The sequence below is a fragment of the Enterobacter sp. BNK-8 genome, from assembly GCF_048685095.1.
GTDB lineage: Bacteria > Pseudomonadota > Gammaproteobacteria > Enterobacterales > Enterobacteriaceae > Enterobacter > Enterobacter quasiroggenkampii.
In genome coordinates this window covers 2,843,531-2,856,095 of record NZ_JBLQTN010000001.1, presented here as the reverse complement: position 1 = coordinate 2,856,095, position 12,565 = coordinate 2,843,531, and the positions used below count along the sequence as shown (strand labels likewise).

At 54.8% G+C, this 12,565-nt stretch carries 12 protein-coding genes; 6 read left to right on the top strand and 6 right to left on the bottom strand.

Going from position 1 to position 12,565, the window contains the following annotated elements; genetic code table 11:
- Positions 1 to 151 precede the first annotated feature (151 nt).
- From galS to mglC, 4 genes are all read left to right on the top strand, one after another.
- Positions 152 to 1,174 (top strand): HTH-type transcriptional regulator GalS, encoded by a 1,023-nt coding sequence (galS, locus tag ACMGGU_RS13850; protein WP_196365105.1) that lies wholly within the window; start codon positions 152 to 154, stop codon positions 1,172 to 1,174.
- 295 nt (positions 1,175 to 1,469) lie between these two features.
- Entirely contained in the window at positions 1,470 to 2,468 is a 999-nt protein-coding gene (mglB, locus tag ACMGGU_RS13845; RefSeq protein WP_008500923.1) for a galactose/glucose ABC transporter substrate-binding protein MglB, read from the top strand.
- Between the two features lie 79 nt (positions 2,469 to 2,547).
- Positions 2,548 to 4,068 (top strand): galactose/methyl galactoside ABC transporter ATP-binding protein MglA, encoded by a 1,521-nt coding sequence (mglA, locus tag ACMGGU_RS13840; RefSeq protein WP_420300657.1) that lies wholly within the window; start codon positions 2,548 to 2,550, stop codon positions 4,066 to 4,068.
- 15 nt (positions 4,069 to 4,083) lie between these two features.
- Entirely contained in the window at positions 4,084 to 5,094 is a 1,011-nt protein-coding gene (mglC, locus tag ACMGGU_RS13835; RefSeq protein WP_008500921.1) for a galactose/methyl galactoside ABC transporter permease MglC, read from the top strand.
- A gap of 49 nt (positions 5,095 to 5,143) precedes the next feature.
- On the opposite strand, the gene ACMGGU_RS13830 is transcribed toward mglC, so the two are convergent.
- The 6 genes from ACMGGU_RS13830 to ACMGGU_RS13805 all read right to left on the bottom strand — a co-directional run bounded on the left by ACMGGU_RS13830 (position 5,144) and on the right by ACMGGU_RS13805 (position 10,497).
- Positions 5,144 to 6,532 (bottom strand): glutamine synthetase family protein, encoded by a 1,389-nt coding sequence (locus tag ACMGGU_RS13830; RefSeq protein WP_420300978.1) that lies wholly within the window; start codon positions 6,530 to 6,532, stop codon positions 5,144 to 5,146.
- Positions 6,533 to 6,656: 124 nt separating this feature from the next.
- Entirely contained in the window at positions 6,657 to 7,373 is a 717-nt protein-coding gene (gene sanA / locus ACMGGU_RS13825; protein ID WP_008500918.1) for an outer membrane permeability protein SanA, read from the bottom strand.
- Positions 7,374 to 7,500: 127 nt separating this feature from the next.
- Positions 7,501 to 8,385, bottom strand: coding sequence for a cytidine deaminase (cdd, locus tag ACMGGU_RS13820; RefSeq protein ID WP_046091540.1), 885 nt, complete (start codon positions 8,383 to 8,385; stop codon positions 7,501 to 7,503).
- Between the two features lie 129 nt (positions 8,386 to 8,514).
- Positions 8,515 to 9,210, bottom strand: coding sequence for a CidB/LrgB family autolysis modulator (locus tag ACMGGU_RS13815; protein ID WP_008500916.1), 696 nt, complete (start codon positions 9,208 to 9,210; stop codon positions 8,515 to 8,517).
- Positions 9,207 to 9,602: a CidA/LrgA family protein gene (locus tag ACMGGU_RS13810; protein ID WP_014884558.1), complete on the bottom strand. Its 396-nt coding sequence runs from the start codon at positions 9,600 to 9,602 to the stop codon at positions 9,207 to 9,209. The genes ACMGGU_RS13815 and ACMGGU_RS13810 overlap by 4 nt, the downstream gene beginning before the upstream one ends.
- Before the next feature lie 184 nt (positions 9,603 to 9,786).
- Positions 9,787 to 10,497 (bottom strand): type 1 glutamine amidotransferase, encoded by a 711-nt coding sequence (locus ACMGGU_RS13805; protein ID WP_420300656.1) that lies wholly within the window; start codon positions 10,495 to 10,497, stop codon positions 9,787 to 9,789.
- A gap of 59 nt (positions 10,498 to 10,556) precedes the next feature.
- On the opposite strand from ACMGGU_RS13805, the gene ACMGGU_RS13800 reads away from it, so the two are divergent.
- Positions 10,557 to 11,354, top strand: a complete 798-nt coding sequence (locus tag ACMGGU_RS13800; RefSeq protein WP_420300655.1) for a helix-turn-helix domain-containing protein — start codon at positions 10,557 to 10,559, stop codon at positions 11,352 to 11,354.
- Positions 11,355 to 11,395: 41 nt separating this feature from the next.
- Positions 11,396 to 12,328, top strand: coding sequence for a tRNA dihydrouridine(16) synthase DusC (dusC, locus tag ACMGGU_RS13795; protein WP_235402161.1), 933 nt, complete (start codon positions 11,396 to 11,398; stop codon positions 12,326 to 12,328).
- Positions 12,329 to 12,565: the final 237 nt, after the last annotated feature.

Here is a 12,565-nt window from a genome sequence, read left to right as displayed (position 1 = left end):
CTGGATCACAATCATTAACAAAACGGATGTAAGCGTTTTCATGACTGTGAGCTTCTTCACGTAGTCCCCTTTCTCTCGCTGCCAAAATAGCCACCTTGCTAAACACAGGGGGTGTCTGTGAGTTGCTGCAATCCTTTGAAGGATGGTGAATATGATCACCATTCGTGACGTCGCCCGTCAGGCGGGTGTTTCTGTGGCTACCGTCTCACGCGTGCTCAACAATAGCGCGCTGGTCAGCCCTGAAACCCGTGAAACCGTAATGAAGGCCGTGACCCAGCTCGGGTACCGGCCAAATGCCAATGCCCAGGCGCTAGCGACGCAGGTTAGCGACACCATCGGCGTGGTGGTGATGGATGTGTCAGATGCCTTTTTTGGCGCACTGGTGAAAGCGGTCGATATGGTCGCCCAGCAGCATCAGAAATATGTCCTGATCGGCAATAGCTATCATGAGGCGGAAAAAGAACGTCATGCCATTGAAGTGCTGATCCGCCAGCGCTGTAACGCCTTGATTGTCCATTCAAAAGCCTTAAGCGATGAAGAGCTAACCGGATTGATGGAGCAGATCCCGGGCATGGTGCTGATCAACCGCATCGTCCCCGGCTATGCCCACCGCTGCGTCGGGCTGGATAACGTCAGCGGCGCCATGATGGCCACGAAAATGCTCATCAACAACGGACATCAGCGGATCGGTTATCTGGCCTCCAGCCATCAGATTGAAGATGACGAACTGCGGCGCGAGGGGTGGCAAAATGCCCTGAAAGAGCACGGCATTACGCCATCCGAAAGCTGGGTGGGGACCGGCACGCCGGACATGCAGGGCGGTGAAGCGGCGATGGTAGAGCTGCTGGGCCGCAATCTGCAGCTGTCTGCGGTGTTTGCCTATAACGACAGCATGGCGGCAGGCGCCCTGACGGCGCTGAAGGATAACGGCATTGCGGTGCCACAGCATTTATCACTCATTGGTTTCGATGATATCCCGATTGCCCGTTACACCGACCCGCAGCTGACAACCGTGCGTTACCCCATTGCCTCTATGGCAAAACTGGCGACTGAGCTGGCGTTACAGGGGGCTGCTGGCGTGCTGGATCCGGGGGCAACACACTGTTTCATGCCGACTTTAGTGCGTCGTCACTCCGTCGCGGCCCGGCAAACTGTGGTTCCGATCACTAACTGATTACATGTGGTGATGTAACCGTTTTCAATCTGTGAGTAAATTCACAGTATCTTAACAAGGCGCTGACTATGATGTCAGCGTTTTAGGGGCTGAAACGCTATGTAACAGTGATTATTCACTTTCACTATAGCCAATGTGCCGCAAACAACGAATAAAACGCATTTCTGGAGCGTTACCGAACACGGAAGAGAGAAATTTTATAAGTGAACCTCGGCTGTCAGTAACGTTTTATTAACATCTGCCCGCCGCTCGTTATTCACAAGAACTACCCTGCATAAAAAAAACCGGAGATACCATGAATAAGAAGGTGTTGACCCTGTCTGCTGTAATGGCAAGCATGCTTTTTGGTGCAGCAGCGCACGCTGCGGATACCCGTATTGGTGTGACCATCTATAAATACGACGACAACTTCATGTCTGTTGTGCGTAAAGCGATTGAGAAAGATGCGAAAGCAGCGCCAGACGTTCAGCTGCTGATGAACGACTCCCAGAATGACCAGTCCAAACAGAACGACCAGATCGACGTTCTGCTGGCGAAAGGCGTGAAAGCCCTGGCCATCAACCTGGTTGACCCGGCTGCAGCAGGCACGGTTATTGAAAAAGCGCGCGGCCAGAACGTGCCGATCGTCTTCTTCAACAAAGAACCTTCCCGTAAGGCGCTGGATAGCTACGATAAAGCGTATTACGTCGGTACCGACTCCAAAGAGTCCGGTATTATTCAGGGCGATCTGATCGCGAAACACTGGGCGGCGAACCCGAACTGGGACCTGAACAAAGACGGTCAGATTCAGTTCGTGCTGCTGAAAGGCGAACCTGGTCACCCGGATGCTGAAGCGCGTACCACCTACGTTATCAAAGAGCTGAACGACAAGGGCCTGAAAACCCAGCAGCTGGCGTTAGATACCGCGATGTGGGATACCGCTCAGGCGAAAGATAAGATGGACGCGTGGCTGTCCGGCCCTAACGCCAACAAAATCGAAGTGGTTATCGCCAACAACGATGCGATGGCAATGGGTGCGGTAGAAGCGCTGAAAGCACACAACAAATCCTCTATCCCGGTATTCGGTGTGGATGCGCTGCCAGAAGCGCTGGCGCTGGTTAAATCCGGTGCGATGGCCGGTACCGTGCTGAACGATGCCAACAACCAGGCGAAAGCGACCTTCGATCTGGCGAAAAACCTGGCCGATGGCAAAGGTGCGGCAGATGGCACCAACTGGAAAATTGACAACAAAATCGTTCGCGTACCTTACGTGGGCGTAGACCAGTCCAACCTGGCTGAGTTTATCGGTAAATAAAAGAGTTAACTTGTCTCCACTGGGCGCAATTCGTTGCGCCCTTTTATAACGCGATATGCGAGGCCAACAAGGTATAATTATGGTCAGCACAACAACTCAGTCATCCGGTGAATACCTGTTGGAAATGAGCGGTATCAACAAGTCATTTCCCGGCGTTAAGGCACTCGATAATGTTAATTTAAAAGTGCGTCCTCACTCTATTCATGCCTTAATGGGGGAGAACGGTGCGGGTAAATCAACATTATTAAAATGCCTTTTTGGGATCTATCAAAAAGATTCTGGCAGCATTCTTTTTCAGGGGAAAGAGATCGATTTCCATTCAGCGAAAGAAGCACTGGAAAACGGTATCTCGATGGTTCACCAGGAATTAAACCTGGTGCTGCAGCGTTCAGTCATGGATAACATGTGGTTGGGGCGTTATCCCATCAAAGGTGTCTTTGTCGATCAGGATAAAATGTATCGCGACACCAAGGCGATTTTCGACGAGCTGGATATTGATATCGATCCGCGCGCCCGCGTGGGAACATTATCCGTCTCCCAGATGCAGATGATCGAAATTGCCAAAGCGTTCTCCTATGATGCGAAAATCGTCATCATGGACGAACCGACATCGTCATTAACGGAAAAAGAGGTTAACCACCTTTTTACCATTATTCGTAAGCTGAAAGATCGCGGCTGCGGCATTGTGTACATCTCCCACAAAATGGAAGAGATCTTCCAGCTGTGCGATGAGATCACCATCCTGCGCGACGGCCAGTGGATTGCCACGCAGCCGCTGGAAGGGCTGGACATGGACAAGATCATCGCCATGATGGTCGGCCGTTCCCTGAACCAGCGCTTCCCGGACAAAGAAAACAAGCCGGGTGAAGTGATTCTGGAAGTGCGCAATCTGACCTCATTGCGTCAGCCGTCTATCCGCGATGTCTCCTTCGACCTGCACAAGGGTGAAATCCTGGGGATTGCCGGGCTGGTGGGGGCAAAGCGTACCGATATCGTGGAAACCCTGTTTGGCATTCGTGAGAAAGCCGAAGGCACCATTACGCTGCACGGTAAGAAAATCAATAACCACAACGCCAACGAAGCCATTAATAATGGTTTTGCGCTGGTGACGGAAGAGCGTCGTTCGACCGGTATTTATGCTTATCTGGATATTAACTTTAACTCGTTAATTTCTAACATTCGCAATTACAAAAACAAAGTCGGGCTGCTGGATAACTCCCGCATGAAGAGCGATACCCAATGGGTAATTGACTCCATGCGCGTGAAAACGCCAGGCCACCGCACCCAGATTGGTTCGCTGTCAGGCGGTAACCAGCAGAAAGTCATTATCGGCCGCTGGTTATTAACCCAGCCAGAAATACTGATGCTGGATGAGCCGACCCGCGGTATTGACGTCGGTGCGAAGTTTGAAATTTATCAGCTGATTGCCGAGTTGGCGAAAAAGAATAAAGGGATCATTATTATTTCTTCCGAAATGCCGGAATTGTTAGGGATCACAGACCGTATTCTGGTTATGAGCAATGGTCTCGTTGCCGGTATTGTTGACACCAAAACGACAACGCAAAATGAAATTTTGCGTCTTGCGTCTTTGCACCTTTAAGATCAGGGGCTCCTCATGAGTGCGTTAAATAAAAAAAGTTTTCTCACTTACCTGAAAGAAGGCGGTATTTACGTTGTTCTTTTAGTCTTGCTGGCAATCATCATTTTCCAGGACCCTACGTTCTTAAGCCTGCTGAACCTGAGTAACATTCTGACCCAGTCCTCCGTGCGTATTATCATTGCGCTGGGCGTGGCGGGCCTGATCGTGACCCAGGGGACGGACCTCTCCGCGGGGCGTCAGGTAGGTCTGGCGGCGGTTATCGCGGCAACCCTGCTGCAGTCGATGGAAAACGCCAACAAGGTCTTCCCGGAAATGGCCACCATGCCGATTTTCGTGGTGATCCTGATTGTCTGCGCCATCGGTGCGGTGATTGGTCTGATCAACGGTATTATCATCGCCTACCTGAACGTGACGCCATTCATCACCACCCTGGGTACGATGATCATCGTTTACGGTATCAACTCCCTGTACTACGACTTCGTCGGTGCTTCGCCCATCTCGGGCTTTGACAGCGGCTTCTCGACCTTTACGCAAGGGTTTATCGCGCTGGGCAGCTTCCGCCTGTCGTATATCACCTTCTATGCGCTGATTGCGGTCGCCTTCGTCTGGATCCTGTGGAACAAAACGCGCTTTGGCAAAAACATCTTCGCTATCGGCGGTAACCCGGAAGCGGCGAAAGTCTCCGGCGTAAACGTTGCCCTGAATCTGCTCATCATCTATGCCCTGTCCGGCGTGTTCTACGCCTTCGGCGGGATGCTGGAAGCGGGCCGTATCGGCTCTGCAACGAACAACCTTGGCTTCATGTACGAGCTGGATGCGATCGCAGCCTGCGTGGTGGGCGGCGTCTCCTTCAGCGGCGGTGTGGGGACGGTGCTCGGTGTGGTGACCGGTGTGATCATCTTCACCGTCATCAACTACGGGTTGACCTATATCGGCGTGAACCCGTACTGGCAGTACATCATCAAGGGCGCCATCATTATCTTCGCGGTTGCGCTGGATTCACTGAAGTACGCCCGTAAGAAGTAATCGTCACTCGCCATACCCGGCCCGCTCACCGAGCGGGCTTTTTTATGCCCTATGCCAGATGGGACTCCTCCTGCGTCACAATGCGCTCAAACCAGTCGAGTTCAGAAAGCTTGCAGGCGACCCACTGTTCGGAAAAGGCGTCGCCCAGGCTGTCGGTGAGATACTCACAGCGGGCAAAGGCCTCAATCGCCTCCTGCTGGAACAGCGGCAGTTCGCGTTGGTCGTGCTGCGGCTCAGGGAGATCCCCCTCGTCGACATGTTCCAGCCCGTACAGCATGCCAGTCAGGATAGTGGCCGCCACCAGATACGGATTCGCATCGGCCCCGGCCAGCCGGTACTCAATGCGACGATTGCCGTCATCCGAGCAGGGAATACGCAAGGCGGCGGAGCGGGTGTTATAGCCCCAGGAGTTAAAGACGGGTTCCGTCAGGTTTTTACGCAGGCGACGAAACGCGTTGACCCCCGGCGCAAGAATGGCGACGGAGGCGGGCATCAGCGCCAGCTGGCCCGCGATGCACAAACGCATCATGCTGCTCGGCGCGTTCACCGGCGAGGCAAAAACGTTTTCGCCACGGCTATCGTTCAGGCTGAAATGGATGTGCAAACCGCTGCCGGACAGCTGGCTGAAAGGCTTAGCCATAAAGTTGGCCTGAAGACCGTGCTTTTCAGCGACATAGCGGGTCAGGCGGCGCAGGGCCAGCACGTTATCACAGACCTCAACGACGCGCTGGCTGTGCTTCAGGTTTAATTCGTACTGTCCGGACTCGGCTTCCGCTACGACCCCTGACAGCGGGATGCGCTGCAGGTGCGCCAGCTGTTCCAGCTCGTCAAACAGCGCCGCATGCGCCGACGAGGTATCCATGTGAAAACAGCCCTGATTTTGCGGAACGCGTTCGCCCTGTCCCGTCAGGTAAAACTCAATTTCCGGGGCAATGACCGGGAAAAGGCCGTGCTGGTGGAAGCGGGCCACGACGTTCTGCAGTATCGCGCGCGGCTCAAGCGGGCAGGGGTTACCGTCGCTGTCATTCATCGTCAGCAGGATCTGCGCGGTGTGCTCCGGATCCTGCGGACAGGGGCGCAGAGAACCGGCGACCGGGACGCACAGCCGATCGGGTTCATCATAAAGCGGGGCGGCGATTTTTCCCTTCTGATCCATTGAGTAGACGGAAAGCGGAAAATAACAGCCTTTTTCCAGACTCAGCATGCTCTCCACCGAGAGGCGCTTGCCGCGCATCGTGCCGTTGATATCGTTCAGGTAAACGTCAACATGTTTCGTCTGCGGGTAACGTTCCAGATAATCGGCCACTTCCACGGCAACGTTGTGCTGCAGGGCGTCAATTTTTTCATCCAGCCAGAGACCAGAATGGAGTGCGCCAGGGAGTGATAAGCCGGGAAAGTTAAAGTACGGACGGAGACTTTTGAGGAAAAACGCATTCATTATCGAGTTCATAGTCATTCTTCAATGAAGCCGTAGCGGCAATGAACTCAGCTTAAAAGAGCCGACGTAAAGGGGAGATAAAAAGCGTCAGGCCCGGCGTAAAGAAAGTATAAAGGCGGTTCCGCTATTTCTCTTTTTTCTGCATATCGAGCAGCTGCTCAGGCGTGACGGCCGGGTAACCCTGCGCGTCTTCCGGCACTTCGTGCATCGCCGGAATCGGCACCAGCGGGCCTAAAAAGCGTGGTTCGCGCTTAAAGATATACAGATCGGCCAGGGCACCAAAGCGGGCGCCGAACTCGCGCACGCGCACGCTCAGCATATCTTTTGGCGACGGCACCGCATAGCACTGCGCCTGAATACCCATATGCAGGGCAATAAACAGCGCACGCTCGCAGTGGAAGCGCTGGGTGATGATGATGAAGTCGTTGGTGTCGAAGACCTTGCGCGTGCGCACGATGGAGTCCAGGGTGCGGAACCCGGCGTAGTCGAGCACGATATCGGCTGGATCCACGCCTGCGGCAATCAGGTCCTTACGCATCGTCACCGGTTCATTGTAGCTTTGCAGCGCGTTATCGCCGCTCAGCAGCAGATAGTTCACCTTGCCGCTGTTGTAGGCATTCAGCGCGCCCTGGATGCGGTAACGGTAATACTGGTTGATGACGCCGGTGCGGTAATACTTGGCGGTGCCGAGCACCACGCCAACCTGACGATAGGGCAGGTCCTGCAGGTCATCAAAGATGTAGGGGGCGGTTTTCCAGCTCATCCAGCGGTCGAGACCGAGCACGATCAACAGCAGTATGCCGACCAGGACAGACAGGCTGTAAAAAACGCGCTTTAACATGCAGATGGCTCGTACCGAAGGTGAAATTTAACTCAGGCTACTTTACCCGCCTGGTTAGCGCAAGAAACAGCGACTCAACTGAGGGGTTTTTCAGCAAACAGGCGGGCATTTCTGCCCGCCGGAAGGATTACGCCAGCAGTACGCGGTCAATCGTCGTACAGCCCAGCGCTTTAAGCGTTGCGGCAGTGGCATCCCACTGAATCAGCGGCGCATCGGCAATTTCAGCCAGAATGGCGCGCTGAATGTCAGGATAATCATAGCCGTTCAGGCTCAGCAGGTTGAGTGCGCCCTGCAGCGGCGGCAGCGTTGGGTTAAACGCGGCGTTTTCCGCATAGCTGCCAGTGAAGATTCGGCCATCGCGGCACTGCAGCGCCACGCCGCTTGGGGACTTGCTGTACGGCGTGTGGCTCTTGTTGGCGGCGGCAATCGCCGCCTGGCTCAGGTCATCGCCGGACAGGGCGAAACCGTGGTTCTGCTCGTCCATCAGCAGGGTTTTGATCTCCAGATCTTTCGGGCCAAACGCGTCAGGCAAGTAATCCGCCAGCGTGTGCGGCGCGCGGCCTGGCAGATTGATGCGCAGCTGCAGCCCGCTGTTCAGCTCGTTCATAAACTGACGGCAGTGGCCGCACGGAGTGTAATTAACGGTAATCGCGCTCAGCGCTTTTTCACCGCGCAGCCAGGCGTGACTGATTGCGCTCTGCTCGGCGTGCACGGTTTGCTGCATGGTTGCGCCCAGGAACTCCATGTTGCCGCCGAAGTACCAGGTGCCGCTGACGCCGCGCGCAATGGCCCCGACGTTGAAGTGGGAGAGATCGGCCCGCGCGCAGGCGGCAGCCAGAGGAAGCAGTGCGAAAGCCAGCGCGTCTTCGTCCAGTCCCGTTGCCTGTTTCAGCATCGTGACCTGCTCCGCGGTCAGCAGGGCGGGGAAGTGCGCATCTGCCAGAACGGGAGCAAGGGCTGACTGCAAATTCTCTGCAAGCTGGGCGAAAGCAGCTTGAAAACGTGGGTGCATGGCGTTTGCCTCATAAAGGTTAATGGATCGGTAGTTTACGGAGCCGTCAGGGCTTTATATGTGATCCACTTCTCATTATGTATGCAACTTATGAAATCAAAATGAAATTTGCGCGACGCATCGCAAATTTTAGCCCATCACCGCCAGAATAAGCGGGAAAATGAACGGGGCCAGCAGGGAGGTAATAATCCCGCAGATCACCAGTGCCAGGGAGCTAAACGCCCCTTCCTGATAATCCAGCTCCGCGCAGCGGGCGGTGCCCAGCGCGTGCGAGGCGGTGCCCATCGACAGCCCCCGAGCCGCCTTAGTATGAATACGCATCGCGTTCAGCAGGGTGTGGCCAAACACCGCGCCGAGAATACCGACGAAAATGACGCACATCGCGCTGATGGCCGGAATACCGCCGAGGCTGCCCCCAACAGCCATCGCGATAGGCGTGGTCACCGATTTAGGCAGAATAGAGGCGGCAATTTGCGGCGAGGCCCCCATCAACAGCGCCACCGACGTACCGGTGATCATCGCCACCAAGCTACCCACAAAACAGATGGTAATGATGGATTTCCAGCGGGCGCGGATCTGGTGCAACTGCTCGTATAAAGGAAAGGCGAGCGCCACGACGGCGGGTTGCAGCAGGTCGTTTAAGATTTTGCTGCCGGCAAAATAGCGTTCGTAAGGAATGCCGGTGAGCAGCAGGAACGGAATAATCACCACCATCGCCACCAGCAGGGGGTTCAGCAAGGGCATTTTGAAACGCGCGGCAAGCTTACGTGCGGCGAAGAACACAGCCAGGGTGAGCGGCAGGGACCACCAGATATTGTCCATCATTTTTTTGTTTTCTCCCCAATCACGTTACGTTCGCCATGCACCAGATGTGAACTCCAGCTCACCACCAGGAAAACCACCAGCGTACTGACCGCGCAGGAGACCACAATCGGGCCGAACTGGGCTTTGAGCAAATCAAAATACTGCATGACGCCCACGCCGATAGGCACGAAAAGCAGCGCCATATAGCGAATGAGGACGAAGCAGCCGGGGTTGACCCACTTTGCGGGCAGGATTTGCAGCGCCAGCAAAACGAAGAGGATCAGCATGCCGATAATGCTGCCAGGGATGGTGATGGGCAGCAGCGACGCGATGAAAATCCCGGCATACAGGCAGGCGTAAATCAGGACGAATGCGCGCAGATATTGCCAGATAATGTTCAATGATTTGCTCATGGTGATAGTCCTTGCTGAAACGCATTCATCATACAATTAAACCTAAAAATGTGCCATGGATCACATCATGAATTTTGAGCATACCAGACATTCCGGAATGGAACGTCCGGTATCACCTTACCGGTGCAGGCTACAGTTTAGAGGAAAGGGATTGCGCTGGCGAAACGGCGTGCCAGAGAAGGTATCAGCGACAGGCGGTCAGTTTATCGAGAAAAGAAAACAGCACCTGGTTCATTTCGCGATAATCATGCGAGCGGAGTTTTTCCGCCGTTTCGACAAAACGGAATTCACCCGCGCGGCGGAGGTCACTCTGCGAATGCTCAATCAGCAACTCTACCACCTCCGGCGTCAGCTCCATATGGCACTGGAAACCGTAAACCCGTTCGCTGTATTGCACGATCTGGCGGGGACAGCCCTCGCTGTAAGCCAGAACTTTAGCCTGCGGCGTCAACCCAGGCATATCGTTATGCCAGTGACCGACGTTCAGCACGCTGCCAAAGTCCTCAAACAGCGGGTTCGCCTTACCTGCATCTGTGAGCCTGACGGGAAATTTGCCGATCTCTTTTTCCGGGCTATGACAAAACGCTGCGCCCAGCGCTTCACCGATGAGCTGCGAGCCCAGACAAACGCCTATCACCGTTTTACCTGCCTCTATCGCGCGGCTGATGAGTGCCTTTTCCGCCTGCGCATCAAACCAGGGGCATTCCTCACGCGTGGTGGCGGGGGACTGCGGGCCTCCCATGATGACAAGCAGGTCTATGTTCTCCAGTTCCTCAGGTAACGAATCGCCCTGATACACTCTGGTGTAGCTCAGACTGCAGCCGCGACTTTTCCCCCAGATTTCATAGGCGCCAGGTGCCTCGAAATGTTCATGAATAATAAAATGGATGTGCATTGCGTCTCTCTCTGGTTACGTGTACAAGCAGCATCATAAGAGGAAGGGGGAAATGTGAAATGCCAACCGTTATCGATAAAACGCCAATTCACGACGATGCTATCGGATGGTCAAGAAGGGCAATTCGCTATACGCGCGGCGAAGTCGATCCGCCTCACCAGCATTCGCAGGGACAACTTTTGTTTGCCATCAAAGGAGTCATGCTGGTCGAAACCGGCAGCAAACGCTGGGTCATACCGCCGCAGCGCGCGCTGTGGATCCCTCCCTTTCAGGAGCATACCTACAGCGTGTTATCCACAACGGAGCTGCGCGCGGTCTGGTTTAGCCCGGCGCTGATAGCGCAATGTGAGCCTTTTAAGCGGAAAGACGAGGTTCATGTGATTATGGCCACAGCGTTGTTCAAAGAGCTGATTGCCGGGCTGTTCAGCGCGGAATACCGGCCAGCCAGTCAGCGCAGCATGGCCGTTTTGCTGCTCGATATCCTCAGTGAAGCTCAGCAAATCTCGGCCGAACTACCGATGCCCGTGGATGAGCGCTTACATCGCATTGCCTGTGACATCATTGCCAACAATCTCTGGGATCTTTCTCTGGAAAGGCTGGCGGAACGGGCCGCGATGTCTGAACGCACGTTTTCACGCGCGTTTATCAACGATACCGGCTTTAGCTTCCGGGCCTGGCGACAGCGTGCCAGGATTTGTGCCTCGCTGGACCTGCTCGCAAACGGATACCCGGTTAAGCAGGTGGCCTGGATGCTGGGGTTTTCCGGCCCGGCGGCATTTGCGGCGGCGTTTCGCGCCATTGTTGGGGCAACGCCGGGTGACTTTCTGCCTGAACAGAAGCGCTTCCCAGCGATATAGAGAGCGGCTACTATAGCGCGTCTTTTTTCACAGGTACTGCTATGCGTGTTTTACTGGCCCCAATGGAAGGCGTGCTCGACTCCCTCGTGCGCGAGCTTCTGACCGAGGTGAACGACTACGATCTCTGCGTGACGGAGTTCCTGCGCGTGGTCGATATGCTGTTGCCGGTAAAATCCTTCTTCCGGCTTTGCCCCGAATTGCACCACCAGAGCCGCACCTCTTCCGGCACGCTGGTGCGTATTCAACTGCTCGGCCAGTATCCGGAATGGCTGGCGGAAAACGCCGCCCGCGCGGTTGAGCTGGGCTCTTACGGGGTAGATCTCAACTGCGGCTGTCCATCTAAGCTGGTGAACGGCAGCGGCGGCGGAGCGACGTTGCTGAAAGATCCTGAACTTATTTACCGCGGCGCGAAAGCCATGCGCGAGGCGGTACCCGCGCATTTGCCGGTGACGGTTAAGGTTCGCCTGGGATGGGACAGCGATGCGCGGCAGTTTGAAATCGCCGATGCGGTGCAGCAGGCCGGCGCCACCGAGCTGGTGGTGCATGGCCGTACCAAAGAAGATGGCTACAAAGCCGATCGCATTAACTGGCAGGCGATCGGTGAGATCCGCAAACGCCTCACCATTCCAGTGATCGCTAACGGCGAAATCTGGGACTACGAGAGCGCGCAGGCCTGTCTGCAGGCCACCGGCTGCGATGCGGTAATGATCGGCCGCGGCGCGCTGAATGTGCCCAACCTCAGCCGGGTGGTGAAATATAACGAACCGCGGATGCCGTGGGCAGACGTCGTCACGTTGCTGCAAAAATACAGCCGTCTGGAAAAGCAGGGCGACACCGGTTTGTATCACGTCGCGCGAATTAAGCAGTGGCTGAGTTATTTACGCAAAGAGTACGATGAAGCGCTGGGGTTATTTCAGGAGATTCGTACATTACAGACGTCGGCTGATATTGCGCGGGTGATTCAGTCCAAATAATAAGCGTTAAATTGCTCACACTTTTTTAAAACAGAAAACAGTTCCGGTTTTCAACGTGGCGTGACGGTGTTAAGGTGCCACTGTTTTCAACGCAGGATTGTTACTGGTTAACAGGCAAAACCTAAGCGTTTCACAGCATTTTCGCTGTGGAGCGCTTAGGTTTTTTTTTGCCTGTCATTTACGCAGGAGAGTTATTTGGCTTAGCGCTTTTACTGATTTTTTAAAAAATGAATTCTC